We start from the raw sequence: 18012 nt of genomic DNA on the forward strand, positions 1-18012 counted from the left end.
ATGGCGAAGCTTCCTCATCTGCCGCTTGAGCGACTGGAAAAGATGCTTGACCGCCGCAGAGTGCCGGCGCCCGTGGCTCCACCTATTCGCGAAAGTGCGAGGGTTCATGCCGCCAACATCACTGTGCAAATTGATACGGTCACGAAAAATCAGGAGGCTCTTCCGAAAATCGAAGGTATCGATCCTGAGCTTATCTTGAAGGTGCGCTTGAGTGCGCCGATTCAAGAAGACACTTGGCGCACCGCAGGGTTCAAAGTGCTCGCTCAGGAGTCCGGCGGCATTTTGGTTTTGTTCAGTGATGATACCGAGTTGACGGCTTTTCGCGAACGACTCGCCGAATATCAAAAAGGTGTCCAAGGCGACGCGAAGAATCCGGCTTACAACCAGCTTTTTGCAGCCATCGACGAGGTTCTCAGCCTCTCAGCCTCCGATCGTATTGGACCCCGATTACGCATCGACGGAAAGTCGGCGCCCGCCGATTTCGATGCACGGGCGAATTTTGCTATCGACGTCGAGCTTTGGGATGCGCCAACGCAGCTTGATCGCCAAGTCCGCGTGCAAAAGATTGTCGAACATGTCGAGGCTGCTGGAGGTGAGATCCTGTCTCGCTACGTAGGCACCGTTGGATTGATCGTACTTCGTGCCCGGATGCGCGGATCTGTGCTGCGTGATCTGCTTGAATTGCCTGCCGTTGCACAGATTGACGCTCCGCCGATACCCGATCTCGGCGAGCGTGATCCGCCCATCGTTACTATTGAGGGGGTTGGAGCGCCACCGCCTCCCGCGGATGCTCCTCTCATCGGCATCATCGACAGTGGCAGTGCAGACCATCCGCTTCTGACCCCTTCACTAGTGGCCTCGTTAGGGGTGCCTGACGCACTTGGCTCGGCCGATATTTGGGGACACGGGACTAAAGTCGCTGGCATTGCCGCTTTTGGAGATATCCGCGAATGCGTCGATAGGAAGGTCTTTGAAAGCCCCGTACGGATTATATCACTTAAGGTCGTTAATGATGAGGGGCGCTTCGATGATACAGATACAATCCCTGACCAGATGGAGAAGGCCATTCGCGTGCTTCACGAGCGCGGATGTCGGATAGTCAATGTTGCGCTCGGCGATGCCCATCGTATCCCCTACGAAGGCGGACGTGTCTCACTTTGGGCGGCGACGCTGGATACCTTAGCCCGCGAGCTCGACATCGTTATCATTGTTTCAGCTGGAAATTCTGCCGCAGGCGTGCGTGCTCCCTGGGGCCAGAACGCGGAGCAATTAACCCGGACCTATCCGGACTACCTCGTGTCGGCAAAAAATAGGATTGTCGAGCCTGCGACCGCTGCCATTGCGCTAACCGTCGGAAGTTTGGCGCATGCTAATGGACTGCCTACAGACGGATCGGGTGGAGCTGAACTCCGAGCTATCGCGTCGCTCAACTTACCGACGCCCGTCACGCGCTGCGGCCCCGGCGTAAACGGCTCGATCAAGCCTGATTTGGTGGATTTTGGCGGTACGGTGCTTTTCGACGGGATGACGCAGCGCATCGTGTCGGGTGATCAATATTCGAGCGCCGGGATGTTGACCTTACGTCCTGACTACCTCGCAGGACTGCTGACGTCTTCGACCGGAACTTCAATGGCCGCACCCCGTATCGCTTACAAAGCGGCATTGCTCCTTCGCGCGATGCCGATGGCCTCTGCTAATATGGTGCGAGCTCTGCTTGGGGTCTCTTCAGTTCAGCCCTCCGAAGCTTTGCAATGTCTTCAAAGATTCGGAGCGGATGGCCAACGTGCCTGTCTGGGATACGGCATTCCCGATGTTGCTCGCGCCCTAGATTCGGAAGAGCGGCGGGTCATCTTCGTCGCGGACCGCCAAGAACTGGCTACCGATCAGTTTGCGCTCTATCGAGTGCCGTTACCGACAGAGTTCCAGACAACGAAAGGCAAACGACACATCCGTGTGAGCTTGGCATTTGATCCTCCAGTTCGACACACGCGGCTTGAATACCTTGGTCTACGTCTCAACTATCACCTAATCCGTGGAATGCAGCCCGAAGCGATCTTCGAGCATTTTAGGTATCGGACAAAGGAAGAGGAGGCATTTGAAAAGTTGGCGACTTCGGCAAAATGTCCGCTCGACCCGTCGCGGGACCTTCGGGGCACCAGTACGCTGCAAAGATCATCGATGACAATGCAGCGCAATGTCGACCGTTATGGTGGCGAGTACTATCTCGCAGTATTTGCGGAACGCCGATGGGCCGGGGAGGAGATTACGCATCAACGCTTTGCTGTTGCGGTGGAGTTAGAACACGAGGCTGAGATCAACATCCATCAAGCACTCCGCGTTCGCCTTCGCGCCTGAAAGCTAACCAAATTGCGCTGACAGTGCACAAATTGGTGCAATGAATTGCGGTCACAGTGCATCAAACTCTCGGCACAGAGTGTGCCCCATCCGCAACGCTGCTCAAAGCCGAGTTTTGTCCGCGGTCGCCGTAGCTCCCCGGTTCGCGATACGCTATCGGTACCGAAGCAAATACGTCATCATGGACCAGCAACCCCAGGCCAAAACCATCGTGACCTTCTTCAATCGTCTCAAGACAGCCGCATCCGTCGAGTGGCGCGCCTACACCGAGCATCCCTTCACGAACGGATTGGCAGACGGCTCGCTCCCCGAAGCGGCGTTTCGTCATTACCTCGTTCAGGACTATTTGTTCCTCATCGAGTTTGCGCGCGCCTACGCGCTCGCGGTCTACAAGTCGCCGCGACTTGCCGACATGCGTGAAGCGGCGGCCGGCCTTTCGGCCATCCTCGATGTCGAGATGAATCTGCATGTGAAGCTCTGTGCCGAATGGGGCCTATCCCCGAGCGACCTTGAACAAGCCCCTCCGGCGGCGGAGATGCTGGCCTATACGCGCTACGTGTTGGATGCGGGGATGCGCGGAGATCTGCTGGCGCTCAAGGTGGCGCTTGCACCTTGCGTGATCGGGTACGCGGAGATCGCAACGCGGCTCGCCGCGCTCCCCCTCGCGGACGCCGCGACGAACGCCTATCGCGTCTGGATCGCCGAATATGCCGGCGCGCCGTACCAGGAGGTCGCTGCCAAGGCGCGGGCGCATATGGAGCAGCTCGCCGATCGCTACGCCACGCCGGCCCGCGAGGCCGAGCTGATTGCGATCTTCAAGGAAGCCACCCGCCTCGAGGCAGACTTCTGGGAAATGGCCTGGCGCGCGGGCAAGCCGGTTCAATAGCCTTTTTGTCGTCCGTCCCCGCTGGACCAAATTCATCATTTCGCGTAGTCTTCTCGCACAGCAACATGTCAGCGGAGGTCCTCCGTGGAACATCGCGGCGTCAGCTTTTCCATCGTTGAGATGCGCTATTTGTCCGGCTGGCAGTGGACCGTCGGAAAGGGCCGAACCGTTTCGGTCGGGGTCTGCGCGACCAGGGCGGACGCGATCCGCCAGGCCCGCACTTTCATTGACGCGATTGTGGATTGGGCTGCCTGAGCGGCGTGGGTGCGAGTTCCTGCTCCTCGCGCTGAGCGTTCAATCGAGACAATCCGGCTTCGATGATCTCGATGTCTTCCTTGAGGGAGGCAATCATCCTGCTGGCGTCCATTTCGAGAAAATACAGCAATCGATGCGGCGGACCTTTTCGGCCGGGAGGGTGTTTGTAGTTCGGCAGGAAGAACGCTGAGGAGCTGAACAATGAACGGAATTATCTATATCGTCGGTCTCGTGGTCGTGGTTGGCATCATTCTGTCGTTCCTGGGACTGCGTTGATCCGGCGGATGGCGACTTGCCGGAGCGGTGCGCGCATGGCGGCCTAGTTGAGACGGGCCACCACCATGACCACCACCGGCAACGTCACCGCCGCCAGCAGCGTGCCCAGCGCCACCGCGCCGGACACCGGGTTCACCAGCCGCTTGTACTGAACCGCAAAAATATACGCGTTGGCGCCAGTCGGCATCGCCGCGAACAGCACGATCACGCCGGCAGCTATCGGCGGCAAGCCGAGCAGCTTTGCCAGCACGAACGCGGCCGCCGGCATCGCCAGCAGCTTGAGCGCGCACAGCACGACCACGCTCAGCATCTCGCCCTTCACCTCGAACCGGAACAAATTGATGCCGAGCGCGATCAGCGCTGCCGGCGAACCCGCCTGCGCCAGGAGCTCGATCGTCCTGTCCACCACCGGATTGAGGCCGAGGCCGCTGAAGCGCCAGACCACGCCAAAACCGATTCCCAGCATCAGCGGATTGCGCGCGAGATCCGCCAGCACGGGGCGGATCACCGAGAGCGGCGAGCCGGTGCGCTTGCTGCTGACGAGCTCCATCTGCAGGATGCCGCAGAGCCAGAGCAGCGGCGTGTTCACCGACAGGATCAGCGCCATCGGGCCTGCGGCCTCGTTGCCGAGCGCCGAGAGCACGAGGGGAATGCCGAGCATCACGATGTTGCCGTAGACCGAGCCGATCGCGAAAACCACGCCGTCCTCGCGGTCTTCGCGCCGTGCGCGCAGCGACGCGGAGATCGCGAGCGCCGCAATCCAGGTCAGCGCCAGCGCGCCGTAATAGGCGCCCCACATCCGCCAGGGGCTGACATCGGGAAATTCCGAGACGACGATGGTGCGGAAGAGGAGGGCAGGGATCGCGATGCTGAAGGCGAATTCGCTGATGCCCTTGTGTGCGCTCTCCGAGACGAAGCGAAACAGCACCGCGGCATAGCCGGCCGCGATCAGCGCGAACACCGGCGCGACGATCAGCAAGGTGGCCATGCGCAGCTATGCTCCCAGAACTATCGCAGATGACTTGACGCGGCGGCCGGTGCGCACGCCTCGTCCTTCGAGACGGCGCTGACGCGCCTCCTCAGGATGAGGCTAATCAGCCTCATTGCCTTTTGAAACTGCATCCACGCACTCCGTCCCCATCCTGAGGAGCCCGCTGAAAGCGGGCGTCTCGAAGGATGGCCGCAGGAATAACTCTCAAATGCGATTTCCCTGGCTACGACCCCAGCTCGATGATCCGGCGCGCCATCCGCACATTGGCATAGTCGATCATCTTGCCGTCCAGCGTCACCGCGCCCTGGCCGTTCGCCTCGGCCTGCTCCATGGCCTCGACGATCCGCCGCGCCTGCGCGAGCTCCAGGTCCGACGGCACGAATGCACGCAGCGTCGGTTCGATCTGGTCGGGATGGATGACCTGCTTGCCGTCGAACCCCATCGCCGCGGCTTTTTGCGCGCTGCTCTCGGTGAGCCTGGCATCGCGGAACGCGCCGCAGGGGCCGTCGATGGCCTGAAGGCCGAACGCGCGGGCGGCGACCAGAAGGCGCATCATCGGATAGGCGAACAGATCGAGCGGGGCGGAGGCGTAGCCGGTTTGCGCCGATCCCACATGACGATAACCGTCCGGCGACACGCCGATGTCGGAGGAGCGGGCACCGATCGATGCCGCAAAATCTCCGACGCCGAGATGCAGCGCGGCGATGCTGTCGTGACATGCGGCCAGCGCCTCGACATTGACGAGGCCGAGCGCGGTCTCGATCAGCAGATCCAGCGCGACCGGCGCGGGGCGATCGGGCGCGGCCGCGCGCATCTGCCCGGCAATGCCGACGATGTCGCTCATGCGTTCCGCCTTCGGCACGATCACCGCATCTAGCCGCGGCAGCGCCGCCAGCGCGCGGATCTCCCCGGCGATGAAGGGGCTGTCGACTGCGTTGATCCGCACCGTGACACGCTTGCTGCCCCAGTCGAGCGAGGCGAGTGCTTGGACGGCCTCGTTCAGCGCGAGGCTCTTCTCAGACGGCGGCACCGCGTCCTCGAGATCCATGAACACCGCATCCGCCGCTGAGGCCGCTGCCTTGGCGACGAGACGGGCACGATGCGCGGGGACGGCGAGGGTGGCCCGCATGGGCCGCAGCGAGGCCATCGTCAAATCTCCTTCGAAAGACCGAGTTCGCCGAAGATGGCCTGATTGTGCTCGCCCACATCCGGCACCGGATCCATCCGCGGCTTGACGCCTGGAATGGTCAGCGCCGGCAGGAAGCTCATCACCGGGCCGCACGGCGAGCCCACGCTTTGCACGCGCGACCGCGCGCGGAGCTGCTCGTGCTCCAGAAAAGCCTCGACCGAGTTCAGATGCGCGTTGGCGATCGAAGCCTCATCCAGCAGCCGCAGCACCTCCTCGCTGGTCATCGATGCAAAGCGCTGCTCGATATGTCCTTGCAGATCGTCGCGGTTCTGCATGCGCAGCGGATTGGTGCGGAAGCGCAGGTCATCGGCGAAGCCGGCATCGCCGAGGACGATGCGGCACAGCGAGCGCCATTCCCGGTCGTTCTGGATGCCGAAGAAGATGGTGTTGCCGTCGCCGACCCGGAACGGCCCATAGGGTGCGATGGTCGCGTGCCTGGCGCCGGTGCGCGGCAGCGGCCGTCCCGTGCTGTGCGTGTAGAAGGCGGGATAACTCATCCAGTCGGTGATGGAATCGAACAGCGAGGCCTGGAACGCGGTGCCCTTGCCGGTCCGCTCGCGGCGGTACAGCGCCATCAGCACGCCGTTGAGGATGTACATGCCGGTGGCGATATCGACCACTGACAGCCCGACCTTGGCCGGCTCCGCCTCGGTGCCGTTAATGGCGAGCACGCCGGCCTCGCACTGCACCAGCAGATCATAGGCCTTCTTGTCGCTGTAGGGGCCGCCGGTGCCATAGCCCGAGACGTCGCAGGCGATGATGCGCGGATGCTTCCGAAGCAGCGATGCGGCATCGAGGCCGAGCCGCTCGGCGGCGCCCGGCGCAAGGTTCTGGATGAACACATCGGCCTGCGGCAGCAGGGCATCGAGCACCTTGCGGCCGTCCTCGCTCTTGATGTCGATGGCGAGACTTTCCTTGGAACGGTTGGTCCAGACGAACTGGCTCGACATGCCGTTCATCACGTGGTCGTAGTCGCGGCAGAAATCGCCCGCGCCCGGCCGCTCGATCTTGATCACCCGCGCGCCCCAGTCCGCCAGGTGCCGGCTCGCCAGCGGCGCCGCGATCGCCTGCTCCAGCGAGACCACCGTGACGCCCGAAAGCGGCAGCTCCGCTTCATTGCCTTCCATGAGATCGCTTCCCCTCGTGCGCTTTTCGACCAGCGCAGGAGACAGGCCGACCACCCCACGCGCATCTTCTTGATGATGACATCATGCCCCCGTTTTGCCCGACGAGTCAAATTCGACTTCGCAAAATCCTAAAATTGGAGTGGAAATGCCCAGGCATTACCGAGACTTGGCTACTATGCATGGGGTTGTTTTCGCAATTTTTGGGTTGGGTGGGTCTGTGCTCGCGCTGTCGTCCCCCGCTCTTCCATGTGGTCGTCATGCCCGGGCTTGTCCCGGGCATCCACGTTCTCGGTGCTGCGTGGCAAGGCGTGGATGGCCGGGACAAAAAACAAGCCCGGCCATGACGTCGCGGACAGTTCCGCGTCTCAAATGCTTTCCGAGCGACTGCGGGTAAGGCTGCCCACCCTGTTGCCGAGACCGCACACGCTGCGGCTTTCGCATCCCCCCTCGTTGCCAACGAACCGCCGTTCACCCACTATTCCCTCCGACTCGACATGTGGGGGGATCGATGCCGGCGCTTCGCTTCAAGACATCCTTGGCTGCTGCAACCCTGGGGATGGCCCTGGCCGCGCTGATCCAGCCCGGTACCGGCTTCGCCTATACCCCGGAGGAGCAGCAGGCCTGCTCGCCGGATGCGATGCGGCTGTGCAGCGAGTTCGTTCCGAACGTCGATGCCATCACCGCCTGCATGATCAAGAAGAAGGCGCAGCTCTCGCCACAATGTGCGGTGTTCTTCCGCCGCGGACCCGAGCCGGGCGAGCAGCGCGCCGGCAAGCCGACCAACATCGCGCCCAAGACCGCGAAGAAGAGCACCAAGCCGGCGCCCAAGAAGAAAAAGACCACCGACGGCTGAGCGCGGGCAACCGCGTTCCTCATTTGAAACCTTCGTCCTGTCCGGCATCAGCTCCGCGCCAGCCAGCGGACTCGTTTTGTTCGCATGGGTCTCGCTGATGCCTGGGGCAACTGCCGGGTGATAAGCGGTTTACGCGGCAAGGTTGCGTCCCGCATGATCCTGCAAGACTGCTCAAAAAACGCACAGACGCTCGCGCGAGCCGCGTTTTCCTGTGCCCGGCAGCTCGGGTGCTGCGACGCAGTGTGACTCAAAAGCCAACACGCCTTGTTATTTCGTGGCCGTAACGCAACCCTCGATAAATTTTTCTTTCACGAATCAGCGTGGTGATTCATTTTCGCGGTCTGGGGTCAATCTGGAGGCCGAAGGTATGAACGTTATTGTTTTCGCATCGCGTAAAGGCGGCTCGGGCAAGAGTACCCTCGCCGCACATCTTGCCGCACAGATCAAGGCGAGCAAGCAGGTCATGCTGGTGGACGCGGACCCGCAGGGCTCGCTGACGCTGTGGCACAAGCTGCGCGGCACCAACGAACCGCCGATCAAGTCGGCCGTGAACTCCGTCAGCGGCATCGTCTCCGCTGCCAAGCGCGACGGTTATGAATGGGTGTTGATCGACACGCCGCCGAACCTCTCGGCCGTCGTCGACGACGCGATCAAGAACGCGACGATGGTCGTCATTCCGGCGCGTCCGGGCGTGTTCGACGTCAACGCGGTGCAGGAAACCATCCAGATGTGCCGCGCAGCGCGCAAGCCCTACGCGGTCGTGCTCAACGGTGCCCCGGCGCGCCGCGACGAGTCCGAAAGCCCGATCGTCACCATCGCCCGCGAAGCGCTGGCGAAATTCCGGGCTCCGGTGTGGGGCGGCCAGATCACCAACCGTTCGGATCTGCTGATGGCGCTGAGCCACGGCGAAGGCGCGCGGGAATATCAGGCCGAGAGTCGTGCGGCTCAGGAAATCGCAAGGCTGTGGGCGGCGATCGAGCGTTCGGTCAAGGCCATTCGCGGCACGGCGTCGGCGTCCGGCGCAATGCACAAGCAGGCTGCGTAATTTTTTATAAATCATTCCCCGGACGAAAAACGCGCGGATGCCCGCGCGTTTTGCGTTTTCGGGATCTGCTGAAGGACGGCTACGCCACCATCAGCATGTAGAACACGATGACCGGCGACAGCGTCAGGATCACCGACCAGATGCCGACGGCCCAGAGAATGTCCTCGGTGGTAAAGTTCTCCTCGGTGGACAGCTTTTCCTGCCCGGCGCCGAAATAGGACGCCATTTCATTCCGACTATTCACAAAACGCCCCCGCGATTTCTTCGCTTATGGCGTGGACGATACCCGGGATGTTTTAAGATTCCGGCTTGCGGCTCCGCTCGCATTTTGAGCGCATTTGTGACGGCGGCTTAACCATCCGCATTGGCAGATGTCTCAGGCGAGCCAGATCCGAAACAGCAGCACCGGCATCAGGCCGAGCATCACGGCCCAGAACCCGAACGACGATACGACGAGAATTCCCTGCAAAAGATCGGCCGGCGCGAATTGCTGCGCGGCCGTAGGCCGGTTGCGATGCCCCATGGTGATTCCCCCTCGTGAAAAGTTCTGGAGGAAACGATAGGCGCGATTGCGTAAACGAGGCGTGGATGGGGAATGCGGCAGCAGCGAAGGCCGTTGGGGTGCGGTTAACCACCGGCACGCTCTTCCTTCTCCCGCAAGGGGAGAAGGAAAGCAGCGCGTGTGGAGAGGAAAAGCTACGCCGCGACCTTCGTCCGCCGCTCGATCTCGTGATCGATCGCGGCGGCGAGCTCGCTGCTCACTTCCACCATCGGCAGACGCACCTCGGGGCTGTCGATCAGGCCGCATCGCCACAGCCAGTACTTCGCCGGCGCCGGGCTCGGTTCGGTGAACAGCAGCCGCGTCAGATCAGCGACCTCGTGCCAGCGCGCCAGCGCCGCATCATGGTTGCCGCGCTTCGTTTCCGCATACACCGCCGCAAACGTCGCCGTCTCGACATGGGCGGACAACACGATGCCGCCGTCGGCGCCGTCGACGAGCGCCTCGAAATAATTGGCGTCCTCGCCGGTGAGCACGCGAAATTCCTTCGGGCGGTCGCGCAACAGCGCGATCGATTGCTCGCGACTCGCGCCGCAATCCTTCAAGCCGACGATGTTCGGGTGCTCGGCCAGACGCAGCATGGTCTGGTTGGTGATGTTGACCGAGGTGCGATAGGGGATGTTGTAGAGCGCGAGCGGCCATGCCGCGTGATCGGCAAGCGTCTCGAAATGCGCCAGCAATCCGCGCTGCGAGGGCCGCACATAATAGGGGCTTGCGATCAGATAGCCGTCGATCGGCCAATCCGCGGTCTCGTCGAGACGATCCTGCAGCCGCGAGGTGTCCACGCCTGATAACCCGAGGCAGATCGGCAAGGTGCACCGGCCCGCCGCCATCTCATCACGCACGATGGCGACGAGACGTTCGAGCTCGGCCTCGCGCAACGTCATGCCTTCGCCGGAGGTCGCCCCCAGGATGAAGCCGTCGATGCCTTGCGCGCAGTAGTGCCGCGTCAGCCGCCGCAGCGATCGCTCGTCGAGCGCGCCACCCTGAAACGGCGTCACCAGCGGCAGCCACAGCCCGTGCAAATGATCTTCAAGTCCGGTCATGTTTCCATCTCCTTCTCGGGAAACCTGAGACGGAGGGCACATGAAAAAACCCCGTCCAGGCGGCGGGGTTTTCGGGATTGCAGCGATGACGAAGTCGGTCTAGCGCGCGCAAAACTCCGAGGTCCCCGAATGGGGGCCTTTTTTCGAGGCGATCGCCTTCGACGAAATTGCGCACGACTTCGTGATCATTTGCAAATGATGCGGGGTATACCTGGAACTGTCAATACACGCAGAAGGCGACGGCCGATTTGAACAAAAAAAAGCCGGGCCCAGAGAGCCCGGCTTAAGGTATTGGCCACGTGAGGCCGACACAATCACCTTCCAAGAGGGATTACTGAACTCCCGCGCCACTGGAGGAGGGGGACAAATGCGCAACGCGAAGGCTCAGCGTGCAAACAGTATGAGCTTGACGAGCGGCCCGCAGCAACAGCCGAGGCCGCATGTCAGTCATGCGGAAATCAGGACGGCCAACGCTGGGCTTTGCTGACCACGAAGTCGCGGAACACCTGCACGCGCGCGACCGTCTTCAACTCCTCGGGATAGACAAAATACGTATCGAGCTGGATCGAATCCGACTCGCCGAACAACTGCACGAGTTTGCTCTGTTCCTCGACGAGGTAGTCGGGCAGCGCTGCGATGCCGAGGCCCTGCTGACAGGCGCGGACCAGACCGAGGATGTTGTTGACCCTGAAATAGGCTTCGCGCGGACCCGAGCCGTTGCGGCCCGCTTCGACCAGCCAGTTGCGGTTCTGCAGATGCGGCGCGAAGTTGCCGTCCGAGAGCGTGATGATGCGGTGGGAGTCGAGTTCTTCCAGCGTGCGCGGCGTGCCGAAGCGCTTGATGTATTCCGGCGAGCAATAGGCGTGGAAGCCCATCGCGAACAGCTTGCGCTGGATGAGATCCGGCTGCGTCGGCTTGCGGGTGCGGATGGCGACGTCCGCCTCGCGCATCGACAGGTCGAGCTCCTCGTCGGTGACGATCAGCGAGATCCGGATCTCCGGATAGAGCGCGGTGAACTCGCCGAGCCGCGGGATCAGCCAGTTGATGCCGACGCCGGGCGTGGTGGTGATCTTGAGGTCGCCGCTCGGCCGCTCGCGGCTGTCGGTCAGCTTGGCGCGCGCCGCCTGAAGCTGCATGAACACGTCATGCGCGGTGCGGAACAAGAGGTCGCCCTGCTCGGTGAGGATCAGGCCGCGGGCATGGCGGTGGAACAGCGAGACCGAAAGCTCCTGCTCCAGCGCCGAGACCTGGCGCGACACCGCCGATTGCGACAGGCCGAGTTGCTCGCCCGCATGCGTGAAGCTGCCAGCTTCCGCCGCTGCGTGAAACACCTTCAGCTTGTCCCAGTCCATATCCGTAAATCCGTCGCGTGTTCGAGGCATGATCTTTATTCCGCTGCCGCGCGCTCGCTGGCGCGCAGGGCCAAGAAACGTTCGGCTTCGAGAGCTGCCATGCAGCCGAGGCCGGCGGCCGTGACGGCCTGGCGATAGGTCTCGTCGGCCACGTCGCCGGCGGCGAACAGGCCGGGCACCGAGGTGGCGGTCGAGTTCGGGGCGACCTCGACATAGCCCGACGGCTTGAGCTTGATCTGGTCTTTCACGAGCTCGGTCGCCGGTGCGTGGCCGATGGCGATGAAGACGCCGTCGGTCTTCACGTCCGTCAGCGCGCCGGTCTTGACGTTCTTGAGGCGGACATGGGTGACCTTGTTGGGGTTCTCGGTGCCGCAAATCTCGTCGACGGCGCTGTCCCAGATCACCTGGATCTTCGGGTGCTTGAACAGACGCTCCTGCAGGATGCGCTCGGCCCGGAAGTGATCGCGGCGATGCACGATGGTGACCTTTGAAGCATGGTTGGTGAGGTACAGGGCCTCCTCGACCGCGGTGTTGCCGCCGCCGACCACCACGACCTCCTTGTTGCGGTAGAAGAAGCCGTCGCAGGTGGCGCAGGCCGACACGCCGCCGCCCTGGAATTTGACTTCGGACGGCAACCCGAGCCAGCGTGCCTGGGCGCCGGTGGCGAGGATCACCACGTCGGCGAGATAGACGTCGCCGGAGTCGCAGGTGAGGCGGAACGGCCGCTGCGAGGTGTCGAGCTTGATCACCAGGTCGGAGATGATCCTGGTGCCGACATGCACCGCCTGCTTCTCCATCTGCTCCATCAGCCAGGGGCCCTGGATCACGTCGGCGAAGCCCGGATAGTTCTCGACGTCGGTGGTGATGGTGAGCTGGCCGCCCGGCTGGATGCCCTGGATCAGGATCGGCTCGAGCATCGCCCGCGCGGCGTAGATCGCCGCGGTGTAGCCGGCGGGGCCGGAGCCGATAATGACGACCTTTGCATGGACAGGAGCGGACATTTCGACGGACGCCTTTGCACGGGGGACTTGCAGCGCGGGCGCGGAACGTGCCGGGAGGCCTCGCGGAGGCGCTGAAATATCAGAGCTAATCTAAGCCTTCTGGTGAGCTATGCAAGAATTGCATTGCCTGTCGGCGGATTTTTCCAACAGGGAACAAAAGTCGATTGCGGTGCACGCGCAATAAAATTGCGCTAGGCAGGCGGACTGGGCTATGAGCATTGCGAGAAACCCACCCAATACCGCCGCAAAGGCCAGGAGTTCCAATCACGTGTCGCGGAACCTAGACGAGATCGACCTGAAAATTCTCACCGAAATTCAGGCCGACGGTCGAATCACGAATGTCGAGCTGGCCAAGCGGGTCGGCATCTCGCCGCCGCCCTGCCTGCGCCGGGTCCGGGCGCTGGAGGAGGAGGGCTACATCCTCGGCTATCGCGGCCTGCTCGACGCCCGCAAGCTCGGCTTCGACGTCACTGTGTTCGCCGCCGTGCACCTGTCCAGCCAGGCCGAGGCGGATTTGCGCGCCTTCGAGGAGTTCGTTCGCGCCGAGCCACTGGTGCGGGAATGCTGGATGCTGTCGGGCGAGGTCGATTTCATCCTCAAATGCGTCGCGCCTGACATGGCGACCTTCCAGGATTTCGTCACCCATCTCACCGCAGCGCCGCACGTGCGGAATGTGCGGACGTCATTGGTGCTGCATAATTCGAAGTACGAGGCAGCCGTGCCGCTGGATGTGAAGGCGCGGAGGTAGGATTCCGCTCTCGTGCCTTCGCTCTTCGAGCTTCGGCGGACAAGTTGCTCGCAGTGACGAGGGGTATAAGAGAGCGTGCTCGGCCCTCGCAAGCAACACGCCGAACAAAAAGGCCGCGCTGGGCGCGGCCTTTTTCAAACGTCAGCGCAGCGGCAAATGCTTACCGCCACTCCACCTTGGTGATCTCATACGCCTTGGCGCCGCCGGGGGCGTTGACCTCGACGGTCGAACCCTTCTTCTTGCCGATCAGCGCGCGGGCGAGCGGCGAAGTGATGGAGATGCGGCCCTTCTTGGCGTCGGCCTCGACCTCGCCGACGATCTGCCACACCGTCTTTTTCTCGGTGTCCTCGTCGACCAGCGTCACGGTGGCGCCGAACTTGATGGTGTCGCCGGACAGTTTCGAGATGTCGATGATATCGGCGCGCGCGAGCTTGTCCTCGAGCTCGGCGATGCGGCCTTCATTGTGGGACTGCTCTTCCTTCGCGGCATGATATTCCGCGTTCTCCGACAGGTCTCCGTGCGAGCGCGCCTCCGCGATATGCTCGATGATGCGCGGACGGTCCTCGGACTGGCGCTTCTTCAATTCTTCCCCGAGCGCGGCAAAGCCGCCCGCTGTCATCGGAACCTTTTCCATCTCTTCTCTCGTCCTTCGGTCACGCGCCCCCACAAACAGCGGGCGCGGCAACCTTGATTCGTCGGTATTCCCGGCGCTGAACACGCGGCCACCGGAACGTTATGTGGGCTTGGCGCCGGAACAGAACAACCACCATGGCCGGACAGTTCCTCCGGCCATTGTGGCTTCATTGCCAGTCACTTAGCGGATGGCTTAACCCCTCAAGGCTCGGCCTGCCGCTCGCGATCAGGTGTCCGAAAAGTAGCTCTGCAGGGTACGTACCTCAAGGTCTCCGCCGAGATAGGCGCGGATGCCCTGCGCGGCCGCCACGGCCCCCGAAAGAGTGGTGTAATACGGCACTTTATGCAAGAGGGCCGCGCGCCGCAGCGACCGGCTGTCGGCGAGCGCCTGCGGGCCTTCCGTGGTGTTGAAGACGAGCTGGACGTCGCCATTGGTAATGGCGTCGACGATATGCGGCCGCCCCTCCAGCACCTTGTTCACCTTCTCGGTCGGGATGCCCTGGTCGGTCAGGAAGCGCGCCGTGCCCGATGTCGCCAGCACCTTGAAGCCGAGCGAATGCAATTCGCGGACGGCCTCGGCGATGCGGGTCTTGTCGCTCTCGCGCACCGAGACGAACACCGTGCCCTTGCGCGGCACCCGCGTGCCGCCGCCGAGCTGGCTCTTGGCGAACGCCACCGCAAAGGAGCGGTCGATGCCCATGACCTCGCCGGTCGAGCGCATCTCGGGACCAAGCACGGTATCGACGCCCGGGAAGCGGGCGAAGGGGAACACCGATTCCTTCACGCCGACATGCTTGAAGTCCGCCTTCTTCAGCTTGAAGTCGGCGAGCTTCTCGCCGGCCATGATGCGCGCGGCGATCTTGGCGACCGGCGTGCCGATCACCTTGGCGACGAAGGGCACCGTGCGCGAGGCGCGCGGGTTGACCTCGAGCACGTAGATGTCGCCGTCCTTGATGGCGTATTGCACGTTCATCAGGCCGACGACGTCGAGGCCGAGGGCGAGCTCGCGGGTCTGTCGCTCCAGCTCCTCGATCATCTTGGCGTCGAGCGAGTGCGGCGGCAGCGAGCAGGCGCTATCGCCGGAATGGATGCCGGCTTCCTCGATGTGCTCCATGATGCCGACGATGAAGGTGTCCTTGCCGTCGCAGAGGCAGTCGACGTCGATCTCGGTGGCATCGGAGAGGTAGCGGTCGAACAGCAGCGGGTTCTTGCCGAGCACGGTGTTGATCTGCCCGGTCTTGTCGTTCGGGTAGCGCGCCTTGACGTCGGCCGGCACCAGCTCCGGCAGCGTTCCGAGCAGATAGTCGCTGAGCTGGTTCTCCTCGCGGATGATCTGCATGGCGCGGCCGCCGAGCACATAGGACGGGCGCACCACCAGCGGCAGGCCGAGGTCGGTCGCGACCAGGCGCGCCTGCTCGACTGAATAGGCGATGCCGTTCTTCGGCTGCTTCAGCCGCAGCTTGTCGAGCACGCGCTTGAAGCGGTCGCGGTCTTCGGCGAGGTCGATGGCGTCGGGCGAGGTCCCGAGGATCGGCACATCGGCGGCTTCCAGCGCACGCGCGAGCTTCAGCGGGGTCTGGCCGCCGAACTGCACGATCACGCCGTGCAGCGTGCCGTTGGTGCGCTCCTTGGCGATGATCTCCAGCACGTCCTCGGCGGTGAGCGGCTCGAAATAGAGCCGGTCGGCGGTATCGTAGTCGGTCGACACCGTCTCCGGGTTGCAGTTGACCATGATGGATTCGTAGCCGGCGTCATGCAGCGCGAAGCAGGCGTGACAGCAGCAATAGTCGAATTCGATGCCCTGGCCGATGCGGTTCGGGCCGCCGCCGAGAATGATGACCTTCTTCTTGTCGGACGGGGTGCTCTCGTCCGCCGGGGCGCCTGCAAACGGCGCCTCGTAGGTCGAATACATATAGGCGGTCGGCGAGGCGAATTCAGCCGCGCAGGTGTCGATGCGCTTGTAGACCGGGCGAACGCCGAGCGCGTGGCGCTTCGCCGTCACCTCGGCCTCGGTCGTCTGCGCGATCACGGCCAGCCGCGCGTCGGAGAAACCCATGGCCTTGAGCGTGCGCATGCCGAAGGCATTGCCCGGCAGGCCATTTTTGCGGACCTTCTCCTCCATATCGACGATGCCGCGCATCTCGCTGAGGAACCAGGGGTCGATCTTGCAGGAGTTGAAGATCTCCTCGTTCGACCAGCCGAGCCGCATGGCTTGGGCGACTTGGAGAATCCGGTTCGGCGTCGGCGTGCCGAGCGCGGCGCGGATCGCGTTCTTGTCGTCGTCGCGGCCGAGACCCTCGATCTCGATCTCGTCGAGCCCGGTGAGGCCGGTCTCGAGCCCGCGTAGTGCCTTCTGGAGGCTCTCCTGGAAGGTGCGGCCGATCGCCATGACTTCGCCGACCGACTTCATGGATGTGGTCAGCGTGGTGGAGGCGCCCGGGAATTTCTCGAAGGCGAAGCGCGGCACCTTGGTGACGACGTAGTCGATGGTCGGCTCGAACGAAGCCGGGGTGGCGCCGCCGGTGATGTCGTTGGCGATTTCGTCCAGCGTGTAGCCGACCGCGAGCTTGGCCGCGACCTTGGCGATCGGAAAGCCGGTGGCCTTCGAGGCCAGCGCGGAGGAGCGCGACACGCGCGGATTCATCTCGATCACGACCATGCGGCCGTCTTCGGGATTGACGCCGAACTGCACGTTGGAGCCGCCGGTCTCGACGCCGATCTCGCGCAGCACCGCCAGCGAGGCGTCGCGCATGATCTGGTATTCCTTGTCGGTCAGCGTCAGCGCCGGCGCAACCGTGATGGAGTCACCGGTGTGCACGCCCATCGGATCGAGGTTCTCGATCGAGCAGACGATGATGCAATTGTCCTTCTTGTCGCGCACCACCTCCATCTCGTACTCTTTCCAGCCGAGCACGGATTCTTCGATCAGCACTTCGTTGGTCGGAGACGCATCGAGACCGCGCTCGATGATGTCGAGGAACTCTTCCTTGTTGTAGGCAATGCCGCCGCCGGTGCCGCCCATGGTGAAGGAGGGGCGGATGATCGCGGGCAGGCCGATCTCGGACAGTGCCATCAGCGCCTGGCCGAGCGCATATTCCTGGTAGCGCTTGCGGCGGTCGCTTTCGCCGAGGGTCCACTGCCGATCGTGCTCTTCGAGGGCCGCGCCCGAGAGCTTTTCGCGTTCAGCCTGACGCTTGTCGCGGAAGGATTTCTTCAGGGCGGAGGCGTTGGCGAGCCGCGACTTCGGTGTCTCGAGCCCGATCTTGGTCATGGCCTCGCGGAACAGCTGGCGGTCCTCCGCCTTGTCGATCGCGTCGGCGGTGGCGCCGATCATCTCGACGTCGAACTTTTCCAGCGTGCCCTGCTGGCGCAGCGACAGCGCGCAGTTCAGCGCGGTCTGGCCACCCATGGTCGGCAGCAGCGCGAAACCGCCCGGAATGACGTGACGTTCCTTCTCGATGATTTTTGCGACGATCTCGGGGGTGATCGGCTCGATATAGGTCGCATCGGCCAATTCCGGGTCGGTCATGATCGTGGCCGGATTGGAATTGACGAGGACGATGCGATAGCCCTCTTCCTTCAGCGTCTTCACCGCCTGGGTGCCCGAATAGTCGAACTCGCAGGCTTGGCCGATCACGATGGGACCGGCGCCGATGATCAGGATGGTGGTGATGTCTGTACGTTTGGGCATCAACT

The 18012-nt window shown here is 63.0% G+C and carries 16 protein-coding genes; 5 read left to right on the forward strand and 11 right to left on the reverse strand.

Features of this window, described 5'->3' with window-relative positions:
- Both CIT39_RS05860 and tenA read left to right on the forward strand, forming a co-directional pair.
- Complete coding sequence (locus CIT39_RS05860) at positions 1–2355, forward strand: S8 family peptidase (protein WP_094972994.1); 2355 nt, start codon at positions 1–3, stop codon at positions 2353–2355.
- Between the two features lie 211 nt (positions 2356–2566).
- Positions 2567–3241: a thiaminase II gene (gene tenA / locus CIT39_RS05865; RefSeq protein ID WP_094973480.1), complete on the forward strand. Its 675-nt coding sequence runs from the start codon at positions 2567–2569 to the stop codon at positions 3239–3241.
- A 223-nt stretch (positions 3242–3464) separates the two neighbouring features.
- On the opposite strand, the gene CIT39_RS05870 is transcribed toward tenA, so the two are convergent.
- The 4 genes from CIT39_RS05870 to CIT39_RS05885 all read right to left on the reverse strand — a co-directional run bounded on the left by CIT39_RS05870 (position 3465) and on the right by CIT39_RS05885 (position 7079).
- Positions 3465–3698, reverse strand: coding sequence for a hypothetical protein (locus tag CIT39_RS05870; protein WP_162308313.1), 234 nt, complete (start codon positions 3696–3698; stop codon positions 3465–3467).
- Between the two features lie 117 nt (positions 3699–3815).
- Positions 3816–4760 carry an AEC family transporter gene (locus tag CIT39_RS05875; RefSeq protein WP_094972993.1) on the reverse strand — a complete coding sequence of 315 codons (945 nt, stop codon included), beginning with the start codon at positions 4758–4760 and terminating at the stop codon, positions 3816–3818.
- A 226-nt stretch (positions 4761–4986) separates the two neighbouring features.
- Positions 4987–5910: an HpcH/HpaI aldolase/citrate lyase family protein gene (locus CIT39_RS05880; RefSeq protein ID WP_094972992.1), complete on the reverse strand. Its 924-nt coding sequence runs from the start codon at positions 5908–5910 to the stop codon at positions 4987–4989.
- Positions 5911–5912: 2 nt separating this feature from the next.
- Entirely contained in the window at positions 5913–7079 is a 1167-nt protein-coding gene (locus CIT39_RS05885; RefSeq protein ID WP_094972991.1) for a CaiB/BaiF CoA transferase family protein, read from the reverse strand.
- Positions 7080–7587: 508 nt separating this feature from the next.
- Here CIT39_RS05885 and CIT39_RS05890 point away from each other — a divergent pair.
- Positions 7588–7932, forward strand: coding sequence for a hypothetical protein (locus tag CIT39_RS05890; protein ID WP_094972990.1), 345 nt, complete (start codon positions 7588–7590; stop codon positions 7930–7932).
- 367 nt (positions 7933–8299) lie between these two features.
- Positions 8300–8977, forward strand: coding sequence for a ParA family protein (locus CIT39_RS05895; RefSeq protein WP_094972989.1), 678 nt, complete (start codon positions 8300–8302; stop codon positions 8975–8977).
- A 79-nt stretch (positions 8978–9056) separates the two neighbouring features.
- On the opposite strand, the gene CIT39_RS05900 is transcribed toward CIT39_RS05895, so the two are convergent.
- The 5 genes from CIT39_RS05900 to trxB all read right to left on the reverse strand — a co-directional run bounded on the left by CIT39_RS05900 (position 9057) and on the right by trxB (position 12935).
- On the reverse strand, positions 9057–9203 hold the full coding sequence (locus tag CIT39_RS05900; protein WP_162848621.1) for a hypothetical protein: 147 nt from the start codon (positions 9201–9203) through the stop codon (positions 9057–9059).
- A gap of 150 nt (positions 9204–9353) precedes the next feature.
- Positions 9354–9500, reverse strand: a complete 147-nt coding sequence (locus tag CIT39_RS05905; RefSeq protein WP_162848622.1) for a hypothetical protein — start codon at positions 9498–9500, stop codon at positions 9354–9356.
- A 173-nt stretch (positions 9501–9673) separates the two neighbouring features.
- A complete protein-coding gene (locus tag CIT39_RS05910) occupies positions 9674–10582 on the reverse strand; it encodes a 4-hydroxy-tetrahydrodipicolinate synthase family protein (RefSeq protein WP_094972988.1) in 909 nt (302 codons plus the stop codon).
- Between the two features lie 458 nt (positions 10583–11040).
- Entirely contained in the window at positions 11041–11964 is a 924-nt protein-coding gene (locus CIT39_RS05915; protein WP_026201990.1) for a LysR family transcriptional regulator, read from the reverse strand.
- A gap of 5 nt (positions 11965–11969) precedes the next feature.
- Complete coding sequence (gene trxB / locus CIT39_RS05920) at positions 11970–12935, reverse strand: thioredoxin-disulfide reductase (protein WP_094972987.1); 966 nt, start codon at positions 12933–12935, stop codon at positions 11970–11972.
- Positions 12936–13203: 268 nt separating this feature from the next.
- On the opposite strand from trxB, the gene CIT39_RS05925 reads away from it, so the two are divergent.
- The gene (locus tag CIT39_RS05925; RefSeq protein WP_162308367.1) at positions 13204–13683 is read left to right on the forward strand and encodes an Lrp/AsnC family transcriptional regulator; all 480 of its coding nucleotides are present in this window, start codon (positions 13204–13206) and stop codon (positions 13681–13683) included.
- Between the two features lie 160 nt (positions 13684–13843).
- On the opposite strand, the gene greA is transcribed toward CIT39_RS05925, so the two are convergent.
- Together greA and carB are read right to left on the reverse strand one after the other, a co-directional pair.
- Positions 13844–14317, reverse strand: a complete 474-nt coding sequence (greA, locus tag CIT39_RS05930; protein ID WP_007596674.1) for a transcription elongation factor GreA — start codon at positions 14315–14317, stop codon at positions 13844–13846.
- A 225-nt stretch (positions 14318–14542) separates the two neighbouring features.
- Entirely contained in the window at positions 14543–18007 is a 3465-nt protein-coding gene (gene carB, locus CIT39_RS05935; RefSeq protein WP_094972985.1) for a carbamoyl-phosphate synthase large subunit, read from the reverse strand.
- Positions 18008–18012 lie beyond the last annotated feature (5 nt).

This window comes from Bradyrhizobium symbiodeficiens (assembly GCF_002266465.3).
Lineage (GTDB): Bacteria > Pseudomonadota > Alphaproteobacteria > Rhizobiales > Xanthobacteraceae > Bradyrhizobium > Bradyrhizobium symbiodeficiens.